Source organism: Amycolatopsis kentuckyensis, from assembly GCF_002155975.1.
GTDB classification, from domain to species: domain Bacteria; phylum Actinomycetota; class Actinomycetes; order Mycobacteriales; family Pseudonocardiaceae; genus Amycolatopsis; species Amycolatopsis kentuckyensis.
Genome location: NZ_MUMI01000226.1, coordinates 20,383 through 41,722, shown reverse-complemented (window position 1 = coordinate 41,722; position 21,340 = coordinate 20,383). Strand labels below are relative to the sequence as shown.

The 21,340-nt window shown below is 71.7% G+C and carries 19 protein-coding genes; 10 read left to right on the top strand and 9 right to left on the bottom strand.

Annotation, left to right across the window (positions count from 1 at the left end; translation table 11 throughout):
* Nucleotides 1-36 precede the first annotated feature (36 nt).
* Nucleotides 37-1,311 carry a hypothetical protein gene (locus CCN39_RS22415; RefSeq protein ID WP_086845009.1) on the top strand — a complete coding sequence of 425 codons (1,275 nt, stop codon included), beginning with the start codon at nucleotides 37-39 and terminating at the stop codon, nucleotides 1,309-1,311.
* Here CCN39_RS22415 and CCN39_RS22410 read toward each other — a convergent pair.
* Both CCN39_RS22410 and CCN39_RS22405 read right to left on the bottom strand, forming a co-directional pair.
* The gene (locus CCN39_RS22410; RefSeq protein ID WP_086844984.1) at nucleotides 1,308-1,919 is read right to left on the bottom strand and encodes a DUF2537 domain-containing protein; all 612 of its coding nucleotides are present in this window, start codon (nucleotides 1,917-1,919) and stop codon (nucleotides 1,308-1,310) included. The genes CCN39_RS22415 and CCN39_RS22410 overlap by 4 nt on opposite strands.
* Before the next feature lie 31 nt (nucleotides 1,920-1,950).
* Nucleotides 1,951-2,757, bottom strand: a complete 807-nt coding sequence (locus CCN39_RS22405; RefSeq protein ID WP_086844982.1) for a TrmH family RNA methyltransferase — start codon at nucleotides 2,755-2,757, stop codon at nucleotides 1,951-1,953.
* A gap of 208 nt (nucleotides 2,758-2,965) precedes the next feature.
* On the opposite strand from CCN39_RS22405, the gene CCN39_RS22400 reads away from it, so the two are divergent.
* The 5 genes from CCN39_RS22400 to CCN39_RS22380 all read left to right on the top strand — a co-directional run bounded on the left by CCN39_RS22400 (nucleotide 2,966) and on the right by CCN39_RS22380 (nucleotide 7,548).
* Entirely contained in the window at nucleotides 2,966-4,465 is a 1,500-nt protein-coding gene (locus CCN39_RS22400; protein WP_208630313.1) for a glutamate-cysteine ligase family protein, read from the top strand.
* Nucleotides 4,466-4,480: 15 nt separating this feature from the next.
* A complete protein-coding gene (locus CCN39_RS22395) occupies nucleotides 4,481-5,077 on the top strand; it encodes a TetR/AcrR family transcriptional regulator (RefSeq protein WP_086844978.1) in 597 nt (198 codons plus the stop codon).
* 73 nt (nucleotides 5,078-5,150) lie between these two features.
* Nucleotides 5,151-5,810, top strand: coding sequence for a biliverdin-producing heme oxygenase (locus CCN39_RS22390; protein ID WP_086844976.1), 660 nt, complete (start codon nucleotides 5,151-5,153; stop codon nucleotides 5,808-5,810).
* 198 nt (nucleotides 5,811-6,008) lie between these two features.
* Nucleotides 6,009-6,632 carry a superoxide dismutase gene (locus CCN39_RS22385; protein WP_086844974.1) on the top strand — a complete coding sequence of 208 codons (624 nt, stop codon included), beginning with the start codon at nucleotides 6,009-6,011 and terminating at the stop codon, nucleotides 6,630-6,632.
* Nucleotides 6,633-6,735: 103 nt separating this feature from the next.
* Nucleotides 6,736-7,548: an arylamine N-acetyltransferase family protein gene (locus CCN39_RS22380; RefSeq protein WP_167455150.1), complete on the top strand. Its 813-nt coding sequence runs from the start codon at nucleotides 6,736-6,738 to the stop codon at nucleotides 7,546-7,548.
* A 168-nt stretch (nucleotides 7,549-7,716) separates the two neighbouring features.
* Here CCN39_RS22380 and CCN39_RS22375 read toward each other — a convergent pair whose 3' ends face one another.
* Nucleotides 7,717-9,024 (bottom strand): MFS transporter, encoded by a 1,308-nt coding sequence (locus tag CCN39_RS22375; protein WP_086844971.1) that lies wholly within the window; start codon nucleotides 9,022-9,024, stop codon nucleotides 7,717-7,719.
* 41 nt (nucleotides 9,025-9,065) lie between these two features.
* Nucleotides 9,066-10,553 (bottom strand): lyase family protein, encoded by a 1,488-nt coding sequence (locus CCN39_RS22370; RefSeq protein WP_086845007.1) that lies wholly within the window; start codon nucleotides 10,551-10,553, stop codon nucleotides 9,066-9,068.
* A 121-nt stretch (nucleotides 10,554-10,674) separates the two neighbouring features.
* On the opposite strand from CCN39_RS22370, the gene CCN39_RS22365 reads away from it, so the two are divergent.
* Nucleotides 10,675-11,685, top strand: a complete 1,011-nt coding sequence (locus CCN39_RS22365; RefSeq protein WP_208630312.1) for a LacI family DNA-binding transcriptional regulator — start codon at nucleotides 10,675-10,677, stop codon at nucleotides 11,683-11,685.
* Here CCN39_RS22365 and CCN39_RS22360 read toward each other — a convergent pair.
* Both CCN39_RS22360 and CCN39_RS22355 read right to left on the bottom strand, forming a co-directional pair.
* Nucleotides 11,682-12,938: an MFS transporter gene (locus CCN39_RS22360; RefSeq protein ID WP_086844966.1), complete on the bottom strand. Its 1,257-nt coding sequence runs from the start codon at nucleotides 12,936-12,938 to the stop codon at nucleotides 11,682-11,684. The two genes, CCN39_RS22365 and CCN39_RS22360, sit on opposite strands and share 4 nt — an antisense overlap.
* 113 nt (nucleotides 12,939-13,051) lie before the next feature.
* Nucleotides 13,052-13,483: a MarR family winged helix-turn-helix transcriptional regulator gene (locus CCN39_RS22355; RefSeq protein ID WP_086844964.1), complete on the bottom strand. Its 432-nt coding sequence runs from the start codon at nucleotides 13,481-13,483 to the stop codon at nucleotides 13,052-13,054.
* A gap of 107 nt (nucleotides 13,484-13,590) precedes the next feature.
* Here CCN39_RS22355 and CCN39_RS22350 point away from each other — a divergent pair, with 107 nt between their 5' ends.
* Complete coding sequence (locus CCN39_RS22350) at nucleotides 13,591-14,130, top strand: hypothetical protein (RefSeq protein WP_086844962.1); 540 nt, start codon at nucleotides 13,591-13,593, stop codon at nucleotides 14,128-14,130.
* Here CCN39_RS22350 and CCN39_RS22345 read toward each other — a convergent pair whose 3' ends face one another.
* Nucleotides 14,131-15,600 carry an NCS2 family permease gene (locus tag CCN39_RS22345; RefSeq protein ID WP_086844960.1) on the bottom strand — a complete coding sequence of 490 codons (1,470 nt, stop codon included), beginning with the start codon at nucleotides 15,598-15,600 and terminating at the stop codon, nucleotides 14,131-14,133.
* Nucleotides 15,601-15,682: 82 nt separating this feature from the next.
* On the opposite strand from CCN39_RS22345, the gene CCN39_RS22340 reads away from it, so the two are divergent.
* The gene (locus CCN39_RS22340; protein WP_086845005.1) at nucleotides 15,683-15,910 is read left to right on the top strand and encodes a DUF2530 domain-containing protein; all 228 of its coding nucleotides are present in this window, start codon (nucleotides 15,683-15,685) and stop codon (nucleotides 15,908-15,910) included.
* Between the two features lie 3 nt (nucleotides 15,911-15,913).
* On the opposite strand, the gene CCN39_RS22335 is transcribed toward CCN39_RS22340, so the two are convergent.
* Entirely contained in the window at nucleotides 15,914-18,721 is a 2,808-nt protein-coding gene (locus CCN39_RS22335; RefSeq protein WP_086844958.1) for a sacsin N-terminal ATP-binding-like domain-containing protein, read from the bottom strand.
* A complete protein-coding gene (locus tag CCN39_RS22330; protein WP_086844957.1) occupies nucleotides 18,718-20,475 on the bottom strand; it encodes a DUF3027 domain-containing protein in 1,758 nt (585 codons plus the stop codon). The genes CCN39_RS22335 and CCN39_RS22330 overlap by 4 nt, the downstream gene beginning before the upstream one ends.
* A gap of 51 nt (nucleotides 20,476-20,526) precedes the next feature.
* On the opposite strand from CCN39_RS22330, the gene CCN39_RS22325 reads away from it, so the two are divergent.
* A complete protein-coding gene (locus CCN39_RS22325) occupies nucleotides 20,527-21,294 on the top strand; it encodes a glutaminyl-peptide cyclotransferase (protein ID WP_086844955.1) in 768 nt (255 codons plus the stop codon).
* The last annotated feature ends 46 nt before the right edge of the window (nucleotides 21,295-21,340 follow it).

Below are 21,340 nucleotides of genomic sequence, written 5' to 3'. Positions count from 1 at the left end.
CAAGGCTACGATGTCACCCTGGGGGAGGGAATGATCATGCAGCGTGACCGGCAGGCCTGGCTCGCCCGCGTCGGCGAGCTGAGGTACCGCGCGTTCGGCGGCGCCCCGGTGGTCGAGGTGGCGCCCGCGCAGTGGGGCCTCGACCCGACGACCACCCGGCAGGCCGCGCACTCGCGCCGGTACCGCGAAACCACGCCGGCGCAAGCGGAATCCCTGCGGTTCGAGTTCGCTCCCGAGCTCTTCGCGCCGCCGTTCGACCACGGGCCGGGCACGGACGCCGACCGGCAGCGGCTCGCGAAACTGCTCGCCGGGCAGGACCAGTTCTGGGCGAGCTCGCGGCAGCTGCGGCTCGGCCGCGACGACATCGGCAAGGGCGCGGCGGCGGCCGGGATGACCGTGGTCGCCGAAGCCGCCGACCGCACCGACCGGCTCCTGCTGCTGCGGCGGGCCGGCCTGCCCGACGAAGAACTGCGGCCCCGCACGGCGAAGCGGAAGCTCCACCTCGGCCTGGGGCAGGACCCGGCCATGCCGTGGCTGGACGCGCCGTTCGACGGCAGCCCCCAGGTCCTCGTGCCCCCGCCGCCGTCGGTGTCGGCCGAGCTGCTCGGCGAAGTCGCTTCGCTGTACGGCTACTTCTACGCCGGCCAGTACGACTCGGGCCGCCACCTGCTGTTCCGGAAGACCCGTCCCGGCCTGGTTTTCGGCACGCCGGTACCGCGGGCCGCGCCGTCCTACCAGGTCCCGGCCGGGGCGCCGGGCCGGGAACAGTGGCTGCGCAACCACCTCGAGGACCGCGACGAGCTGTGGGTGAGCGTCCGGCACGCGCAGCTGTCGCCGGCCCGCATCGCCGAGATCGCGCACGACGAGGGGCTGCTCCCCGCGGCCGAATTCGCCGACAGCACCGACCGGATCCTGCTGCTGCGGCGCGGATCGCCGGTCCGCGCGGCGAAGATGCGGATGTCGCACGCCGGCTACCTCACCGCACTGGCGTGGGCCGTGCTGTGCCTGGGCGGCGGCCTCTTCACGGCCGCGCTGACCGGGGCCGAGCACCTCGCCCGGATCGGCTTGGTCCTCACCGTGGTGGGGGCACCACCGCTGGCGTGGGTGCTGCGGGCGTTCCCCCGCTCCGCGCGCGTCGGCTGGCTCGCGCAGGAATTCGACGGCAGCGCCAGCGTGACGTTCTTCTCCGGCCAGTTCGACGTCTCCCCCGAACTGATCCGGCAGATCGCCGCGTTCCACGGCTACGTCTTCCGCGGCTACTCGGCGACCACCGCGCAGGGGATCCGCCTGACCTACGCCAGGTTCCGCTAGAAGGCGATCACCAGCACGCCGATCCACGCGATCACGACCCCGCCGGCCGCGCCGTAGGCGGCCCAGCGCAGGATCGGCGTGCGGCGGATCAGCCACAGCGACGGCGTGATCCCGGCCGTCACGATCACCGAGGCCACCAGCGCGAGCCAGCCGCTGGTCTCGCGGGCCAGCGTCGTGGCCAGCGCGAGCATCGCGACGACGACCACGGCCGCGATGAACGCCGAGACGGTCAGCCCGGTCAGCCACGGCGTCGGCTCGCCGGGCGGGCCGGGCGGCCCGAGCACCGCGCGGACGAACCGGTGACCGGGTTCGGTGGACGGCGGGGGCGGCTCGACGACCGTGTCGTCGCCGGTGACCGGGTCCACGAACCGCACGGTCGTGCCCATCACCGAGGCCAGCCGGCCGGCCAGCTGGCGGCCGCGCTGCGAGACCACCGCGCCCGCCTCCGCGCCGGGGTCGGCGGTGACCGCGGACGCCACGCGCGCCCACTCGTGCAGGGCCTGGGCCAGGTCGGCACCGATCGCGAGCTTGTGCGGGTCCACCTCGCGCGCGTGCTCCCCGCCCGGGCCGGCCAGCACGGCGCGCTCGCCGCGGATCCGCAGCTCCATGGTGCCCCTTCCCGCCTCGGAGACCAAAACCTTAGCCGCCCCGGGCCAGTTCGTAGAAGGCGACGGCGGCGGCCGTCGCGATGTTCAGTGAATCGACTCCGGCCGGCATGGGTATCCGGACCGCATGATCAGCCGCCCCGAGTGCCGTCTCGGTCAGCCCGGGACCTTCGGCGCCGAAGAGCAGCGCCACCCGCCCGGGCGCGTGCTCACGCAGCGCGTCCAGCGGGATCGCACCCGGTCGCGGGGTGAACGCCGCGACGGCGAACCCGCGCGCCCGCAGGTCGTCGAGCCCGCCCGGCCAGTCCGTCAGGTGCCCGAACGGCACGCGCAGGACGTGCCCCATCGACACGCGCACGCTGCGCCGGTACAGCGGGTCGGAACAGCCGGGGCCGAGCAGCACGCCGCCCACGCCGAGCGCGGCCGCGTTGCGGAAGAGGGCGCCGAGGTTTTCGTGGTCGCCGACGCCTTCCAGCACGGCGATCGGGCCGGTGCCGCCGACGACTTCGGAGACCGTCAACGGCGCGGGCCGGTCGGCGACGGCGAGGATCCCGCGGTTGAGGTGGAACCCGACCACCTCGGCCATGGTTTCCGCGGAGGTGACGTACTGGGGCACGTCGACCCCGGCCAGGTCGCCGGCCAGTTCGGCGAACCGCCGCTGCACGCCCAGCAGCGCCCGGACCGGGTAGCGGGACGCCAGCAGCCGGGACACCACGACGGTGCCTTCGGCGATGACGAGCCCCCGCCCGCCGGGCCGGTCGGGCCGACGGTCCGCAGTGGACAGGTGGCGGAAATCGTCGACGCGCGGGTCGTCGGAGTGGTCGATGTGGATCACGCCCATCCGCCCAGTCTGTCACCCGCTTGCCGGGCGGCTCACTGGTCCGAACGTCCACCGCGGTGTGGTACGAACGGGGCCATTTTGCTTTCGGTTAACCGCCCGTGACGGAGAGCACCAGTTTGGCCGCTAGCCCGGCTGCATCGCCTGTGTAACGGTTGTCCGCCGGTCTGAAACACGTCCTAGTCCACGCCGACACGAAGCAGGGATGGTCATGGGGATGGACCTCGAGGCTCAGCCGTTCAACACGCTGGACCGAGGACGGTACCGCCGCAAGGTGCAGCGCTGCCTCGACACGCTGGCCCGGATGCTCACCGACGGCAGCTTTTCCTTCCCCCGCAAGAACATCGGGCTCGAAGTCGAGCTGAACCTGGTCGACCGCGAACTGCGGCCGTCGATGACGAACACCGCGGTCCTGGAGGCGCTGGACGACCCGTCGTTCACCACCGAGCTGGGCCAGCACAACATCGAGCTGAACGTCCCGCCGCGGCCGCTGGCGGGCGATTCCGCGCTCCAGCTCGAAGACGACCTCCGCGCGTACCTCGACACCGCGGCGGCGAAGGCGCGGGACACCGGCTCGTCGCTGGCGATGATCGGCATCCTGCCGACGCTGAAGCACGAGCACTTCGACCAGAAGTGGCTCACCAACAAGACCCGCTACTCCACGCTGAACGACCAGATCTTCGCCGCGCGCGGCGAACGCACGGTGCTCGCCATGGAGGGCGCGCCGCTGCCGGGCCAGCAGCCCGAACGCCTGCGCAGCTACGCGGAGTCGATCCTGCCGGAGGCCGCGTGCACCAGCGTGCAGCTGCACCTGCAGGTCGCGCCCGAGGAGTTCGCCGCGCACTGGAACGCGGCGCAGTGCCTGGCCGGGCTGCAGATCGCGCTCGCGTCGAATTCGCCGTTCCTGCTCGGCAAGGCGCTGTGGCACGAGACGCGCATCCCGCTCTTCCTGCAGGCGACCGACACCCGGCCGGAGGAGCTGAAGAACCAGGGCGTGCGGCCGCGGGTGTGGTTCGGCGAGCGCTGGATCACGTCGATCTTCGACCTGTTCGAGGAGAACGTCCGCTACTTCCCCGGCCTGCTCCCGGAAACCGACACCGAGGACCCGATCGAGGCGCTCGACGCGGGCCAGGCGCCGAAGCTCACCGAGCTGCGCATGCACAACGGGACGATCTGGCGCTGGAACCGCCCGGTGTACGACGTCGTCGACGGCCTGCCGCACCTGCGTGTGGAGAACCGGGTGCTGCCGGCCGGGCCGACGGTGGTCGACACGGTGGCGAACGCGGCCTTCTTCTACGGCGCCCAGCGCGCGCTCGCCGAGGCGGAACGCCCGGTGTGGAGCCAGATGTCCTTCCAGGCCGCCGAGGAAAACCTTTACGCGGGCGCGCGGCGCGGCTTCGACGGGCAGCTGTACTGGCCGGGCATCGGCTGGATCCCGCCGGACGAGCTGGCGCTGCGGGTGCTGCTGCCGCTCGCCCACGAGGGCCTGCGCCGCTCCGACGTCTCCGACGAAGCCCGCGAGCGCTACCTCGGGATCATCGAGCGCCGCTGCCTCGCCCGGCGGACGGGCGCGACCTGGCAGCGGGACTACGTCCTGCGGGCGCAGGAACGCGGGCTGGACCGCGAGGGGGCGCTGAGCCTGATGCTGGGGCGCTACCTGGAACTGTCCGAGGCGGGCGAACCGGTGCACACGTGGCCGGTGGCCGATTGACGCTAGCCTGGGCGGATGCCGAAAATTCTCGGTGAGTCGCTGGAGGCGCACCGGCGTGAAGTGCGGTCCCGGGTCTTCGACGTCCTGCGCGCACAGCTCTACGAGCGCGGCTTCGACGCGATCACGCTCGCCGGCGTCGCGTCGGCGGCCGGGGTGGGCCGGACAGCGCTGTACAACCACTTCCCCGACAAGGAGAGCCTGCTCGTCGCCTTCGTCGAGGACGAAGCGGCCCAGTACGTCACGCGGCTGACCGAAGCCGTCGAGGCCCAGGCCGACCCGGTCGACCAGCTGGCCACGTTCGTCCGGCTCCAGCTGCGCGTGCTGGCCGAGTACCACATGCCACCGGGCACGGCACTCGCGTCGGCGCTGGCCCCGGCGGCGTACCGGCGGATCAGCGCGCACGCCGACCCGATCACCGACCGCCTCCGCGCGATCCTCGCCGGCGGTGTCGACCTGGGCCGCTGGCCGGCCGAGGACCCGGACGTCCTGATCCCGATGATCACCGCCGCGCTGGGCAACCGGACACTGGTCGACGGGCCCGCCGACCAGCTGGAAGACGTCGTCGAGGCGGCGGTGCGGTTCGTCCTGCGCGCGGTCGGCGCGACGGTTTAGGGTGGCCTAAGTCCGAGTCATGCCCTACGATCTTTCTGACAGCGTGTCAGATCGATCGCCGGGAGGCCTGCCCATGTCGGTGACCACGGACGCCCGCCCGTTCTCGGCGACCTTGCGCGCGTCGACCCTCGAAGTCCACGACCGGGCGAACTACTCCACGTACATGCGCGCCCTGCTCGGCGGGGAGCTCACCCGCGACGGCTACACCCAGCTGGCGATCCAGTACTACTTCATCTACGGCGCGATCGAGGCGGCGAGCGACGCGATGGCCGGCGACCGCGTCGGCGGCGAGTTCGTCTTCGACGAGCTGCGGCGCCTCCCGCTCCTCGAACGCGACCTCGCCCACCTCGTCGGGCCGGACTGGCGCTCGACGATCACGCCGCTGGCCTCGACGCAGGCGTACGTCGCCCGGATCCGCGAAGCGTCGGCCTGGGCCGGCGGGTACGTCGCCCACCACTACACGCGCTACCTCGGCGACATCGCCGGCGGCCAGGTCATCCGGCGGACGCTCGAGAAGAACTACGACGTCGCCGAGGCCGGAGCGCTCTTCTACCACTTCGACGGCATCGGCAGCGCGCCCCGCTTCCGCGACGCTTACCGGGCGAAGCTGGACAACGCGCCCTGGGACGAAGCCGAGCGCGCTCGCGTGATCGACGAGACCCTGGTGGCGTTCGAGTGCAACGTCGCCGTCTTCGACGAGCTGGCGCTGCGCCTCGACGAGTTCCGCGCCTGAATGATCGTCGTCACAGCCCGTTGACCTCCAGTTAAGTCCAGGTAGCAGGCTCGGTTTCAGGTGGTGCGCCTCCTGGGTACGCCACTCACGAGCCAGTCATCTCACGCGGTGACCACGACGCGCCCCCGCTCGCCGCGAGGGGGCGTGTGCTACTAGGTTCGATACCGGAAACTTGTGTCGAAGACAGAAGGAGGGCCAATGGCCCGCTACGAGCTCCCCGATCTCGACTACGACTACGGCGCCCTCGCGCCCCACATCTCCGGCGAGATCAACGAGCTGCACCACAGCAAGCACCACGCGACCTACGTCAAGGGCGCGAACGACACGCTCGACAAGATCGCCGAAGCTCGCGACGCCGGCAACTTCGGTGACATCGTCGGCCTGCAGACCACGCTGGCCTTCCACCTGGCCGGTCACGCGAACCACGTCGTGTGGTGGAAGATCCTGTCGCCGGAAGGCGGCGACAAGCCGACCGGCGAGCTCGCCGCGGCGATCGACGAGGCGTTCGGCTCCTTCGACAAGTTCAAGGCGCAGTTCACCGCCGTCGCGACGACCATCCAGGGCAACGGCTGGGGCGCGCTGTCCTGGGACCCGATCGGCAAGACGCTGATCACCCAGCAGCTGCGCGACCACCACAACAACCTGGTGCTGCCGACCACGCCGATCCTGCTGGTCGACGTCTGGGAGCACGCGTTCTACCTGGACTACAAGAACGTGAAGCCGAAGTACGTCGAGGCCCTGTGGAACATCTTCAACTGGGCCGAGATCAGCAAGCGCTTCGACAACGCCGTCGCGGGCGGCAACGGCCTGCTGCTCGGCTGAGTTCTTCCGTCGACGGGGCTCTCCCTTCCGGGAGGGCCCCGTTTTCGTCGCCGGGTGAAAATGCCTTGACCTCCAGCGCGGTCGAGGTGTTTGAGTGGGTGTCATGGACATCGACGCGTACCTGGACCGCCTCGGCGTCGCCCGCCCGGCGGCGCCCGACCTCGCGACGCTGCGCCACCTGCAGGAGCGCCACCTGGCCGCGGTGCCGTTCGAGAACCTGAGCAGCCACCTCGGCGAGCCGGTCGTCCTGGACGAGGACGCGCTGTTCGCCAAGATCGTGGGCCACCGCCGAGGCGGATTCTGCTACGAGCTGAACGGCCTGTTCGCCGCGTTGCTGCGCGCGCTGGGCTACGACGCTTCGCTGCGCGCGGCCCAGGTCTTCCGCGCCGACGGCACGGTGGGCCCGCCCCTGGACCACGCGGCGATCGTCGTTTCCCTGGACGCCGAGGATTGGCTGGTGGACGTCGGTTTCGGCCGCTTCGCCCGGCACCCGCTGCGCCTGTCCGCCGTGGACGCCCAGCCCGACCCCGACGGCGAGTTCCTGGTCCTGGACGCCCCCCACGGCGACGTCGACATCCTGCTGGACGGCAAGCCGCAGTACCGCCTGGAGCGGCGCCCGCGCCCCCTGGCCGACTTCATCCCGATGGCGTGGTGGCAGACGACGTCCCCCGAGTCCCACTTCACGCGGTCGCTGACGTGCTCCCGGCCGACGTCCCAGGGCCGGGTGACGTTGTCCGGCGACAAGCTGATCGAGACGGTGGACGGGGTGCGGAACGAGGTCCGCCTGCCCTCCCCGGAGGCGATCCACCTGGCGTACCGCGTGTATTTCGGGATGACGCTGACCAGGCTGCCGGTACCACCGGGCGGGAGCCCCTTGACTCGCGGCGCGCCCCAGCCGGACACTGCGCTGGCATGAACGAAGCCCCGGCCTGGGGTTTTCCCAGGGCCGGGGCTCCGTCCGTTCCCGAACTGACTGCCGCTCCCACCACGAAGCGGACATGTATGAGGTTAGCCTAACCTCATCTCCTCGGGCAAGGGTTCGGTCCCGGAGACTCGGATCTCACTCGTCCGGGTGATGGGCCGGTCAGCGCACGGCGCGGATGAACTGGGCGGCGATCGCGCCGACGATCGCGAACCCGGCCGCGCTGAGGTAGAGCGCGGCGTAGTTCTGCCCGCCGCCGATGGCGAGGAACACCGGGGCGATGGCGGGCGCGACGGTCTGCGGCAGGGCGTTGGCGATGTTGAACACGCCCATGCCCTTGGCCGCCGCGGTGTCGCTGTCGGGCAGCACCGACGCCACGAGCGCGTAGTCGACGCCGACGTAGGTGCCCTGACCGATCCCGGCGATCGCGACGCCGACCAGGAACCCGGTGAGCGTGGCCGAGGTCGCGATGACCACCATGCCGGTGCCGAAGATGAGCGACGCCGCGACGATGAAGACCTTCCGGCGCCGCAGCCGGTCCGACAGCCAGCCGGCGACGTTGCTGGCGACGACGACCCCGATCCCCAGGATGAGCATGGTCCAGCCCAGGACCGCGGCAGCCCGCGCGCTGGAGTAGCCGAGGTGGTCCATGAGGAAGTACGTCTTGTAGGTCAGCAGCAGGGACTTCCCGATCCACACCAGGAACCGGCTCAGGAACGCCCACGCGAAGTCGCGGTGCCGCAGCGGGTTGACCCACAGGCTCCGCGGGATGTCCGACCAGGACAGCCGCGGCAGCTCGGCCCGCGCCTGCGGGACCTCCCTGAGGTAGCAGGCGAACGCCAGCACCAGCACCAGCCCGATCGCGGCGGGGACGAGGAACATGCCCAGGCCGCGGGTTCCGGTGAACTGGACCAGGAACGTGCCCGCCACCTGCGCGACCTGGTTGGTCATGCCCATCAACCCGGAGACCGTGCCCCGCCGCCGCTCGGGCACCCGGTCGGGCAGGACGGCGATCAGGGCCGCCACGGCGGCGTTGAGGGCCAGCTGCGTGAGGCACCACCCGAGCAGCACGACCGGGATCGAGGGCGCGACCCCGATGACGAAGAGCGAAACCACCCCGCACGCGGCGCCGCCCACCATGAAGGGCCGGCGACGGCCCCACCGGGACGTGCACAGATCGCTCAGCCGCCCGAAAACCGGGTTGGAGACCATCGCGAAGATCGCCCCGACCCCGGTCACGAGGGCCAGGGACGACGCCTTGCCCGCCGGGTCGAGGTCGGCGATCCGCAGCGCCAGCGTGACCGAAGCCGGGGTCAGCAACGCGATCCACAAGCCGACGATGGCGAGCACGTACAGGCCGACGAACAGCCGCCCGACGGGCTGGCCGGTCAACCGGCGGGCCTGGTCCGGACCGTTCTCCCGGTGCTCGCCGGTCGCGAGCGGGGCAACCTCGGGGTGGGGTGTGGCCACGGGTGACTCCTTTGTCGAAGTGACGGTAACGGCGATGGCGGTCAGCGGGTGGGTGCGCCGGCCAGCTCCCTGGCGTCCCGCAGCAGGCGGGCGTCGGCGCGGGCGAGGGATTCGGTGATCGCGTCGATCGCCGACCGGTGCTCTTCGAAGTCGTGGGCCGCTTCCGCGGCGAGTTCCTTGCGGCGGGCGGCCGCGGTGCCACCGGGGCTGTCCCGGCTCTCGACGAACGCGCGCGGGTCGAGCAGCTCGGCCAGCCGGGCGTGGGAGTACCGGCGCAACGGCCCTTCGGCGAGGTCCGGCCGCACGGTGCCCTCCGGTTCGCCCGCCGCTTCGTGGGCGGCGACGAACCGGGCGACGACGTCGTGGGCGGCGCGGAACCTCAGGCCGTGCCGGCGCACCAGGTCGTCGGCCAGTGCGCTGGCCGTCGACCAGTGCCGCCCAGCGGACCGCCGCAGGCGTTCCGGGTCGGTTTCGAGGGTCTCCACGGCCCGGCTCAGCAGCTCGAGCGCGCCTTCGGTCTCCCGGCAGTACCCGGGCAGGCGGTTGTGCACGTAGCCCTGGTCGGCGTCGGTGGAGGTGGCGAAGTGCAGCACACCGAGCTGGGCGGCACCCCACCCGGCCGCTTCGCCCGCCAGGCCGCGGATGCGTTCCAGGACGATGGGGTTGCGCTTCTGCGGCATCATGCTCGACGTCCCGCACAGGGACGCGGCCAGCCGCACCAGCCCGACTTCCGACGACGACCAGTAGTAGAGGTCCGAGGCGCACCGGGCGGCACCGGAGAGCACCAGGCCCAGCACCGCGGCCAGTTCGGCGCCGGTGTCCAGTGCGGACAGTCCGGCGTCGCGGGCGTTGCGGACCGGCCGGGCGAACCCGAGGTAGGCGGCGGTCGCCGCGCGGTCGTTCGGCCAGGAGGTCCCGCTGTGCGCCGCGCCACCGAGCGGGCACTCGTTCAGCCGGTCGTACAGCTGCCGGACGCGGGCAAGGTTGCGGGAGGCCACCCAGTAGTGCGCGTTGAAGTAGTGCCCGAGCGTGGTGGGCTGGGCGTGCTGCAGGTGGGTGTAGCCCGGCGCCAGGACGTCGTCGTGGTCGTCCGCCGCCTCCAGCAGGACGCGGCCCAGCCGGAGGAGCCCGGTCAGCACCGGGAGCAGGGCCGCGCGGCCGGCCAGCCGCACCCCGGTCGACTTCTGGTCGATCCGGCTCCGCGCCCGCTGGATGTCCAGGCCCGCCGGCCCGCACTGGTCCTCCAGGTAGCGCTCGAGCTGGAGGGCGACGGTCCCGAGGGCCGGATCGCCGGCCAGCACCCGCGCGGGCTCGTTCTCCAGCAGGCGCAGCAGGGCCCGCGCCAGCGAGCGGCCGTGGCCGGGCTCGAACACGCCCTGGCGCGTCAGCATGAGGACGTGCGCGAGGTCGATGCGGACGTACTCCGCTGCCGCGGCGAGTTCGTCGGCCAGCTCGACGGCGTTGACGTGCTCCACCAGTCCGGGATCGGGCCGGGCACCCAAGCGCCCGTCGGTGAGAACCGGCTGCATCGTCGGCACCTCCTCATGTAAACGATGACATTGCAATGTAAACGATGACATGAGGGAGTGTCAGCCACGACCGCGTCCATGTCAACGATTACATTGGGAGGCGAACCCGGAGAGGACACACGTGGCACAGAGCGGACGGCGCGTAACGCTGCGAGAAGTCGCGAACGCCGCCGGCGTCAGCACGGCGACGGTGACGCGCGCCCTGCAGAACTCACCCCTGGTGGAAGCGGACACGCGGGAACGCGTGCTCGTGGCGGTGAAGCAGCTGGGCTACTCGCCCAACCCCATCGCCCGGAACCTGCGGACCGGGGGCCGCGAAGGCGCGGTCGGCCTGGTCACGGCCGGGTTCACCAACGTGTTCCAGGCCGGGGTCGCCGCGGGCGCCGAACGGGAGCTCCGCCGCGCGGGGCTCCACCTGATCATCGGTTCCACCGACGACGACGCCACCCGCGAACCCGAACTGGCGCGGGCGATGATCGACCGCCGGGTCAGCGCCCTGCTGATGATGCCGGACGGCGACGACCGCGGTTATCTCGCCATCGAGCACACCTTCGGCACGCCGGTCGTGCTCGTCGGGCGGCCCGCTCTGGGGCTGGCCGCGGACGTGGTGATGACCGACGACGACGACGGCGTGCGGCGCGCGACCGAGCAGCTGCTGGAGCTGGGGCACCGGCGCATCGCCGCGCTCGCCGGCCGGCTCGGCTCGTTCCGCGCCGGGCAACGCCTCGACGGCTTCCGCGCGGCACTGGCCCGGCACGGCGTGGCCGAGGACGCCGAACTGGTGGCCGGCGACCTCACGACGCCGGACCAGGCCCGCGCCGCGGTCGAACGGCTGATGGACCTGCCCTCGCCGCCGACCGCGGTCCTCGCGCTGAACCTGGGCATCACCACGGGCGTCCTGCTCGACCGCGTCGCCCACCGGCGCGGGTCCGCCTTCATCGGCCTGGACGAACACGACCTCACCGCCGGGCTGGGCATCTCCGCGATCGTCCGCGACCCGCAGGAGATCGGCCGCCAGGCCGCGTTGCTGGCCTTGGACCGGATCGCCCGGCCCGACCGCCCGGCCCGCACGGTCACCGTCCCGTGCGACCTCCGCAGGCGCGGCTCGGGCGAAATCCCGGCGGATTCCTAGACCTTCGCCCGCTTCAGCACGCGCAGCCCCAAGCCGCGCTTCACCGGCCAGGAAATCCCACCCCGCCGGATCAGCACCACGGCACACACCACCGCGGCCACCGCGGAAACCGCCCCACCGATGTAGAACGGCGACCGCCCGCCGAACTGCTGGGCCATCCACCCCACCATCGGCCCGCCGATCGGGTTGCCCCCGATCAGCACCAGCACGTACAGCCCCATCACGCGTCCGCGCATCTCGGGGCTGACCGACGTCTGCACCAGCGCGTTCGCCGTGTTGAGGAACGTCATCGTGGCGAAGCCGAGCGGGATCAGGCCGAGGCCGAACGTCAGGTACGTCGGCATGAACGCCGTGATCAGCTCGAACACGCCCAGGAAGAACGCCGACACGAGCATCAGCCGCACCCGCGGCCGCCCCTTGGTGCCGCGGCGGGCCGACATGATCGCGCCGGTGAAGGTGCCGACCGCGACCAGCGTCGAGAGGAGGCCGTAACCGTCGGCGGCCGTGTGGAACACGTTCGCGGCCACGATCGGGAGCGAGCTGAAGTAGGTGATGCCGAACGTGCTGACGAACAGCACCAGCACCATCACCGTCATCAGGTCCGACCGCCGCCGGACGTAGCGCAGGCCCTCGGCGAGCTGGCCCTTCTCGCGCGGCACCGCCGCGACGCGGAACAGCTTGTCCGGGTTCATCAGGACCAGCCCGGTGATCACCGCGACGGTGCTCAGCGCGTTCGCGATGAACAGCCAGCCGGTGCCGATCCAGGTGATCGCGAACCCGGCGATCGCCGGGCCGACGATCCGCGCCATGTTGAAGATCGACGAGTTCAGCGCGACGGCGTTGGCCACCTGGTCGCGGCCCACCATCTCGGCGACGAACGACTGCCGCGTCGGCACTTCCAGCGCGGCCGTCACGCCGAGGGTGAAGCACAGGACGTAGACGTGCCACAGCGCGGCGATCCCGCTCAGGTCGAGCACGCCGAGGATCGCGGCCTGCGAACACGCCGCGACCTGGATCCAGGTGAGCAGCCGCCGCTTGTCGACGCGGTCGGCGAGGACGCCGGCCCAGAGCGAAAGGAACAGCGTCGGGGTGAACTGGAGCGCGACCGCGACCCCGAGGGCGATCGGGTTGTTGCCGCTGAGGGTGAACACCAGCCAGTCCTGGGCGATGCGCTGCATCCAGGTGCCGATGTTCGAGATGACCTGGCCGGTGAAGAACAGCCGGTAGTTGCGGACGCGCAGCGAGGCGAACATGCTGCCGCGCTTGGTTCCGGATGGTGGCGAGGCGGACGGCGGTGGAGCCGTGTCCCGGGTAGCAGTGGTCTCGATCGAACGCTTGGTTTCGCTACCCGTGGCCGTCACCGTGGTTAGTTCCCCGCCATCCTGTCTATGATTTCGGCGGCTTTGGAGAGCACTTCACGCTCTTCGTCGCCGAGTTCCGCCAATTGCCGGTCCAGCCACGCCTCCCGCACGGAGATGGCCTTCTGCACGTAGGCCAGCCCGCTCTCGGACAGCTCGACGATGGCCTGCCTGCCATCGGTCGGGTGCGGGCGCCGCTCGACGAACCGCAGCTCCTCGAGCGCGGCGATCACCCTCGTCATCGAAGGTGGCTGGACGCCTTCCTTCGCGGCGAGCTGACCCGGGGTCAGCGCACCGCACTTGTGCAAGGTGGACAGCGCGGCGACCTGCGTCAGCGTGAGGTCGTCCCCGACGCGCTGTGCCCGCAGCCGGCGGTTGAGCCGGACCACCGCGAGACGCAGACGGCTCGCCAACGAGCGTTCGTGCGTGTCGCCGGACATATAGTTAGCATACCTTACGAAACATCGGCCGCACGGGTGATCTCTGTCTATCCGCAACCTGGAACAGCCCCGTGCGTCTTCCCCAGGAGCAGAACCTGGGGAGTCGGATGAACAAGAAGCTGGTGGGCTCGGCCGTGGTCGGCGCGGCGGTCCTGGCGGTCGTGGTGGCGCAGTTCGTGGGCGGCGGTGCCGAAGCGCCCGCGGCCGCCCCACCGCCGCCGGCGCCCAAGGTCATCCGGGACACGTTGGAGATCTACCGGATCCCGGACGCGACCGGCCCCGGCGCGGCGATCGAGATACCGGTGCCGTCCTGGGCCGTGAGCCGCGACAAGGAGCGCGCGACCTACCGCGAGGGCGAGCTCCTGCTGGAGACCGACCGGGTGCAGATCACGCAGGAGGATGCCCTCGGCGGGCTCCGGGCGGTGGCCGGCAGGCAGGGCGGCACCGTGGTGGAGCACGCCCCGATCGCCGACCGCGACGCCGCGGAATGGGACTACACCTACGAGCGCGACGGTGTGCCGCGGCGGGTGACCGTGGTCGGCCTCGGCGCCGGCGACGCCCTGGTGACGGTGCGGTTCGAGGCCCCGGTCGCCGAGTTCGAGCGCAACCGGGGTGTCCTCGACGAAGCCCTGAAGATCAGGGGCTGATCAGCGGAACGCGGCCTGGAGCGGGCCGACCGCGAAGTACGCCACGAAGGCCAGCGCGATCACCCACATCAGCGGGTGCACCTGGCGGGCCTTGCCGGTGGCCGCGCGGATGACGACGTAGCTGACGAAGCCGGCGCCGATGCCGTTCGCGATCGAGTACGTGAACGGCATGACGACGATGGTCAGGAACGCCGGCAGCGCGATCGAGTAGTCGGTGAAGTCGATGTCGCGGACCTGCGACATCAGCATCGCGCCGACGACGACCAGCGCCGGCGCGGCCGCCTCGACCGGCACCACCTGGTACAGCGGGGTCAGGAACATCGCGGCGAGGAACAGCACGCCGGTGACGATGTTCGCCAGGCCGGTCCGCGCGCCCTCGGCGATGCCCGACGCCGACTCGACGAACACCGTGTTCGAGCTGGCCGAGCCGAAGCCGCCCGCCGCGCCCGCGAGGCCTTCGACGAACAGCGCCTTGCCGACGTTGGGCAGCTGGCCGTCCTTCGGGAGCAGGTCGGCCTCCTTCGCGAGGCCGGTCATGGTGCCCATGGCGTCGAAGAAGTCGGCGAGCACCAGGGTGAACACCAGCAGGCAGACGGTGATGATCGGCAGCCGCGTCCAGGCGCCGAACGAGACGTCGCCGACGAGCGAGAGGTTCGGCAGGCCGAACACCTGGTCCGGCAGCGCCGGGTAGCCGAGGTTCCAGCCCTTCGGGTTCGTGCCCCGCGACGGCCCGGCGTTGACGATCGCCTCGACGACGATGGCCAGCACGGTCGAGGTCAGCACGCCGATCAGGATCGCGCCCTTGACCTTGCGGACGACCAGGATGCCGGTGACCAGCAGGCCGACGACGAACACCGCGGTCGGCCAGGAGGCGATCGAGCCGTTGATGCCCAAGCCGACCGGGACGGTGGTGTGCGCGGCGTCCGGCAGCCGGCGCACGAACCCGGCGTCGACCAGGCCGATCAGGCAGATGAACACGCCGATGCCGACGGCGATCGCGGACTTCAGCGCGGCCGGCACGGCCCGGAACACCGCGGTCCGGAACCCGGTGAGCACCAGCAGCACGATGATCACGCCCTCGATGACCACCAGGCCCATCGCCTCGGGCCAGGTCATCTGCGGGGCGATGGTGACCGCGACCAGGCTGTTGATGCCCAGGCCGGTGGCGATGGCGAACGGGTAGTTCGCGATCAGGCCCATCAGGATGGTCAGCACGCCGGCGACGAGCGCGGTCACCGCGGCGACCTGCGGCACGGGCAGGATGCCGCCGAGGACGTCCTTGTGCGCGCCCGCGTCGTCGGCCGAGAAGCTGCCGATGATCAGCGGGTTCAGCACCACGATGTAGGCCATCGTGACGAAGGTGACCAGGCCGCCGCGCAGCTCGCGCGACACCGTCGACCCCCGCTCGGTGATCTTGAAGAACCGGTCCAGTGTGGACGTCCCGCTGCGGGTCGTCTCCTGCTCCGCCATTCGCCTGCCCATTCTCTCGCTGCTGCGGAGTACCCTGCACCTCGTGAGTGAACCGATCAATCCACCGGAGGTTACGGGCTCGTTGCGGCACACGCCGGAGCTGCCCAAGAAGCTGACCGACCTGACGCCGGTGGTGATCGTAGGCACCTCGATCTGGGCTGTCGCGCTGGTGGTGCTCTTCTTCACGACTTCGGGGCTGTGGGTGCAGACGGCGCTGTCCGGTTTCGCGCTCGGTTTCGTCGGGCTCGCGATCATCGGCTGGCAGCGCGCCGCCGCCCGCCGCGGCTCGAAGTCGGCCCAGCGCCTCTGACGGTTACGCGAGCAGGGTCCGCGGCGAGGGGTCGTCGAGGAGCGCGGTGATCAGGTGCCGGTCGGGCCAGCGCCCGGCCGCCCAGGCGAACGCCCGCGCCAGGCCTTCCGACGTGTCGGCCGCGTGCAGCCGGTCATCGGACCACCACGGGACGTCGTGTTCGGCGCCCTGGATGCGCACGGTGAGCGGGTCGTGCACCAGCACGCCGCCGTCCGGGAGCCGGATGCCGAGCTGGTCCGCGACGAGCTTCAGCGCGGGGAGCTCGGTCCAGGGCGCGTACTCGCCTTCACTGGCGACCCGGGCTTCCTCCGCGCTCGCGAGCGGCAGGTCGAGCAGGTCCGCGAGCCGCTCCGGGTCCTCGGGGGCAACCACGTACCGGCCGGGTTCGAGCGCCCCGGCGACCCACGGCACGTCCAGCACGAGCGCGTCGTCCACAACGGACCCGTCGGCGGCCCGCACGGCGCGCGGCGCACCCGGGTCCACTCCGGACTCGAGGACGGCGTCGTAGGCGCGCGTGGCCAGCCCGGGCGAGACCACGCGGTCCGGGTCGGCGAGCCGGTCGAGGAGGTCCGCTGCCTCGTCCACAGTGGACACGCTCAGGTCCACCCGCACCCCGGCGATCCGGAGGAGGTCTTCGCTCAGGCCGACATCGGGAACCTCGTCGAAGAGCCCGGCCAGATCGGCGTCCGGCAGCCGCCACTCGTTCGGCGCGGCCCCGTCGAGCACGGCGTACTGCGCGATCCACCAGGCGGCGTGCCCGTGCGGCGTGCGCAAGGCGTGCCACGTCTCAGGTCGCGCGGCGAGCAGCTTGACGGCCGCGGGCCAGGCGTCGTCGGCCACGAGATCGAGGTCCCGGATCGCGACGAGCGTCGACGGCGGTTCCGGCAGCGAGTCCCACCAGGCTTCCTCGTCGGGCAGGTCGTGGTCGGGTTCGCGCGGTTCGTCGTCGACGACCACGGCGAAGGAGTCGAGCACCCCGGCGGCCTCGAGCGTGCTTTGTGGCCAGTCGCCGGCGAAGTCCTCGTCGAGGACGTCCATGGCGCCGTCTTCCTCGAAGACCTCTTCGTCGAAGATGTCGAGCAGCGGCGACGTCGGCAGGACGAGTTCGTCGGCCCGGCGCCAGGTGTCGGTGCCGGGCAGGGCGAGCGCGCTGACCCAGCGCGGCGCGTCGTCCCCGCAGTCGGCGATCAGCCGCAGAACGGCACCGGCGAGCGTCGTACCGTCCAAACCGGACCGGGCGTCTTCGACGCTGCGCTCGACGGCGTCCCGCAGCTGGTCGGCGTTGAGCAGCTCCCGGGCATCGGCGTGCTTGGCACCCAACCGTTCCAGAAGCGGGTGCGACGCGGCGGGGTGCACCAGCCGCAGCCCCGGGATGTCTACATCGGACAGCAAGTCGAGAAGTTCCGCAGAGCCGTCCACGAGCAGGCAGCCCCGGGCACCCGGCAGCGTCCGGCCGTCCGACAGGGGAACGGGAAGCCCGTCCAGCCGTTCCCCGGCAAGCACGTGCGACTCGACGGCGATCGCCAGGGCCGCGTAGACGTCCCGCCACCAGCCCGGATCACGGCTGACGCCGGTCAGCGTGTCCAGCACCTCTTCGATGCCGATCACTTGCACCGCAACGGCTTTGAGGACTTGCGCAGGCCCTTCAACCAGCCCCGGCACGAGGTCTTTCAGGAGGTCGGACAGCCCGGGCACGTCGACGTCGAGCACCCGAGCCTGACGACCGGAGACCTCTTTGCCATCCTTTGTGGACAGCCACGGTTCCACATTGAGAGCCGCGAGCACCTCGTCACGAAGTTTGTTGTCCACAGTGGACTTCGGAAACCCGGGCGTCGGAACGAGCGCGAACCGCTGTTCGGACGGGAGAAGCCGGACGAGCCCGACGTACTCTTTCGCGGCAGCCTCGAGAGCTTGCGCCAGTTCGGGCCCGGGCAGCGCCCGGCGTCGCGACGGTTCGACCGGAACGGAGGCGAGCAGCCGCGCGGGCAGCGACAGCCCGTCATCGGTGGGCGTCGGCGCGTGCAGAACGTCCTCGCGGAGCGGCCGAGGCGCGCCATCGGAGCCGACCGGAACGGCCCACACGACGTCACCGCGGTGAGTCAGCCAGCGCGTTTCCCGTTCCGGGCCACGGATGTCGACGAAGTCACCATCGGCCTCCCGTGTCCAAACGCGACCGTCGACGTCGAATTCCGCCAGCCAGGGCAAGGCGAGCAGCAGATCGGCCACATCCCGCGCGAGGTCGTCGAGAAGGGCACGCCCGTCAACGCCGTCCCGAAGAGGCAGCCGGACTTCGGTGTCGAAGCCGGGAGGCACGTCGGCCGGGACGGGCCAGGGAAGCCGCAGGACGGGAACGTCCCCCGCGATCCCGGCGGCGTCCCGGGTGCGTTCGGCGGAGAAGGCGACCCCGCCGGTGCTGGAGACCACGCGGGGTTCGTCGGAGACGGTCCGCACGGCGGCGAACCCGACCCCGAAGCGCCCGACGGTTCCGCCGGTCTTGCCGGAGGCCCGCAGCGAGGCGAGCGAGGCCACACCCCGGGCGTCGAGCGGAGCGCCGGTGTTGGCGAACCGGAGTTCGCTGTCCACAATAGACACCCGAACCCGCCCGGGCTTCCCCCCGGCCATGGCGGCATCGGCGGCGTTCTGCGCGAGTTCGACGAAGAGCCGATCCCGGTAGGCGCCGACCCGGAGGTCGCGTTCGACGTTGGTGTCTTCGGTGAGCCGCGTGGGCGAGTCCCGCCAGGAGCGCAGGGTGGCCTCACGGAGCCGGGCGGTCCCGAACGGATCGCCCGGCTCGAGGGTGTCGCCGATCACCGGTCGCGGGAGTCGTCGACCTGCGCCTGCGCTTCATCGGCCGGCGAGGCCTCGGTAACGACGTCATCGTTGAGAACGGCGGCGGGAACCTCGCTGTCCTGCGCCTCCCCACCAGGTCCCGGAGCCGCAGCCTCGGCCGGCTCCCCCGCTTCGCCCTCGCTACCGGCCGAAAGCGGCTCGGCGACCTCTGAGGGGACGGGATCCACCTCCGCCGCATCCGATTCCGCGGCCGCCGGGATCTCGTCGGCGGCGTGCTCGGTCGTGGCCTCGGGCGCCTCAGGAGCGGCCCGAAGTTCGGTCGCATCGGTCACCTCGGCCTGCGTCGGCTCGGCTTCCGCGGGCTCCGGCACCTCGGCCACAACGGGCTCGCCAGCCACCGCCGGCACACCAACCGGCTCGGCAGCTTCATCGCTCACTGCCGGCTCAGCCACCCCAACGGCCGGCTCTCCAGCCGGGTCGGCGGCTTCATCGCTCACTGCCGGCTCTGCCACCCGACCGGCCGGCTCTCCAGCCGGGCCGGCCGCCTCCGAGGCCACCGACGCTTCCGCAGCTTCACCCGGCTCAGTGACTTCACCACCAGTCGCCACCGGCGCTTCCGCCGCCGGCTCGGCCACACCATCAGCCGGCGCCTCGGCCACCGTCGCGGCTGAATCAGCCGCCTCGGGCTCCGCTGCGGCCGGCTCAGCCGCCGGAACCGAATCGGCCAGTTCCGAGGCCGCCGGCTCAGGCACCACTGCCGGCTCGACCGGCTCAGTCGCCACCGGGTCGGCCGGCTCAGCAACCTCATCGGCCGCCGCCGGCACCGGGGCAGCCTGCGCCGCAGCCGACTCGGCCTGCTCCGAGGCCACCGGCTCAGCCACCTCGGGAGCCACCGGCTCAACCGCCGCCGCCACCGGCTCAGCCGCCACTTCCGGCTCCACCTCGGCCGGCGACACGTCCGACTCCGCTATCCCCGTCTCCGGCTCCGCCGCCGCCGTCTCCACGACTTCCGGGGCCGGGGCCGGGGCGAAGTCCAGCAACGAGTCGTCGTACACCAGCTCTGCCACCGGGACCGACGAGGTCACCTCGACCTCTACCTCCGAGTGCGCTCCGCACCCGTACTCCACGTCCACCACGTGGCCGTCCGCCGGGGCGATGTCGTTGCTGCACACGCCGAACACCCCGCGCAACGAGCCCGCCAGCGGCACGAAGAACCCGCACGTCCCGCACACGTCCGGCGCGCTGCGGGCCATGTCCGAGCGCGGCCCGAACTCGCCCTCGTGCCAGCGGGCCGCCGCCTCCGTGCGGCCGAACCGGGACAGCGTGTGCACCCGGCCCAGGCCGACCTCGCGGGCCGTCTCCTCCACCGCCGGGTCGTCCGACTGCAGGTACGCCGGGACCAGGCGGGGGTCGTTCTCCGCCGTCGGGAAGATGTCGCCCACTCCGAGGTCGCCCGCGCGGACCCGGCGCTCCCAGGGCACCCAGGCCGGCGCCACCAGCGCCGCGGGGCCCGGGACCAGCACCACCTCGCTGACCGTCACCGGTTCGTCGTCGCCCGCCAGGGCGACCGTGACCGACCAGCGCCAGCCTCCGTAGCCCGGGACCTGGGCCTCGAACAGGTGACTTGCCGTGACCGCGTCCTCGCGGGTGACACCCACGTGGTCGCCGAGCTGCTCCTCGGGTGCGTCCTCCAGCACCGCAGCTCGCGCGAACTCCACCGCGTCGGCGAGTTTGCGCTGCACGGAACCGTCGTCCAGGGTCAGCAGCAGAGTCATGCGGCCAATTGTGCCGCACGCATCCGCGGCGCCCGTGCCAGGCTGTTCATCGTGCGCACGCCGATCGTCACCGTCCTGCTGCTGGCCGCCGCGCTCGGCGGCTGCGCCGGTGCCCCAGAACAACCAGCCGGCCCCGAACGGCTCACCGTCCAGCTCGTCGAGACCCTCCCGCACGATCCCGCCGCCTTCACTGAAGGCCTAGAGTTCGCCGGCGACACGCTGTACGAAAGCACCGGGCTCGCCGGCAGGTCCACGCTCACCGCAGGCCCCGCGGGCGGGCCGCCGCGAACGACGGCCACGCTGCCGTCGCCGATGTTCGGCGAGGGCGTCACCGTCCTCGGGCCGACGCTGTGGCAGCTCACCTGGCAGGACGGCGTCGCCATCGAACGCGACACCGCCACCCTCGCCGAGCTGCGGCGCGTCCCCTTCCAGGGCGAAGGCTGGGGCCTGTGCCACCAGGCGGACGGCCGGCTGGTGATGAGCAACGGCTCCTCGCGGCTGACCTTCCGGGACCCGAAGACCTTCGCCGTCACCGGGAGCGTCGACGTCGGCCGCGACCAGCTCAACGAGCTCGAATGCGTCGGCGGGGACGTCTACGCAAACGTTTGGCACACCGACACCGTCCTGCGCATCGAGGCCGCCACCGGGCGCGTCACCGGGACGATCGACGCAGGTCAGCTGCGTGCGAAAGTGAACGCGACGGGCGCCGAAGACGTGCTCAACGGTATCGCCGCCGTCCCGGGCAGCGGCGATTTCCTCCTCACCGGGAAGCAGTGGCCGGTCACGTTCCGGGTGAGGTTCGTCCCGGCTCCGGCCTGAAAGCACGGATGAGCAGGCGGAACCGGCCCTCGGTAAGGCAGGATTG

Coding starts and splice junctions, on each gene's coding strand:
- CCN39_RS22370 (WP_086845007.1), bottom strand. CDS start 10,553: ATGCAGCCGGTTCTCACCGACGGGCGCTTGGGTGCCCGGCCCGATCCC.
- CCN39_RS22345 (WP_086844960.1), bottom strand. CDS start 15,600: ATGGCGGAGCAGGAGACGACCCGCAGCGGGACGTCCACACTGGACCGG.
- CCN39_RS22380 (WP_167455150.1), top strand. CDS start 6,736: ATGGACATCGACGCGTACCTGGACCGCCTCGGCGTCGCCCGCCCGGCG.
- CCN39_RS22355 (WP_086844964.1), bottom strand. CDS start 13,483: ATGTCCGGCGACACGCACGAACGCTCGTTGGCGAGCCGTCTGCGTCTC.
- CCN39_RS22410 (WP_086844984.1), bottom strand. CDS start 1,919: ATGGAGCTGCGGATCCGCGGCGAGCGCGCCGTGCTGGCCGGCCCGGGC.
- CCN39_RS22360 (WP_086844966.1), bottom strand. CDS start 12,938: ATGTTCGCCTCGCTGCGCGTCCGCAACTACCGGCTGTTCTTCACCGGC.
- CCN39_RS22400 (WP_208630313.1), top strand. CDS start 2,966: ATGGGGATGGACCTCGAGGCTCAGCCGTTCAACACGCTGGACCGAGGA.
- CCN39_RS22415 (WP_086845009.1), top strand. CDS start 37: ATGCAGCGTGACCGGCAGGCCTGGCTCGCCCGCGTCGGCGAGCTGAGG.
- CCN39_RS22350 (WP_086844962.1), top strand. CDS start 13,591: ATGAACAAGAAGCTGGTGGGCTCGGCCGTGGTCGGCGCGGCGGTCCTG.
- CCN39_RS22390 (WP_086844976.1), top strand. CDS start 5,151: ATGTCGGTGACCACGGACGCCCGCCCGTTCTCGGCGACCTTGCGCGCG.
- CCN39_RS22405 (WP_086844982.1), bottom strand. CDS start 2,757: ATGGGCGTGATCCACATCGACCACTCCGACGACCCGCGCGTCGACGAT.
- CCN39_RS22385 (WP_086844974.1), top strand. CDS start 6,009: ATGGCCCGCTACGAGCTCCCCGATCTCGACTACGACTACGGCGCCCTC.
- CCN39_RS22395 (WP_086844978.1), top strand. CDS start 4,481: ATGCCGAAAATTCTCGGTGAGTCGCTGGAGGCGCACCGGCGTGAAGTG.
- CCN39_RS22330 (WP_086844957.1), bottom strand. CDS start 20,475: ATGACTCTGCTGCTGACCCTGGACGACGGTTCCGTGCAGCGCAAACTC.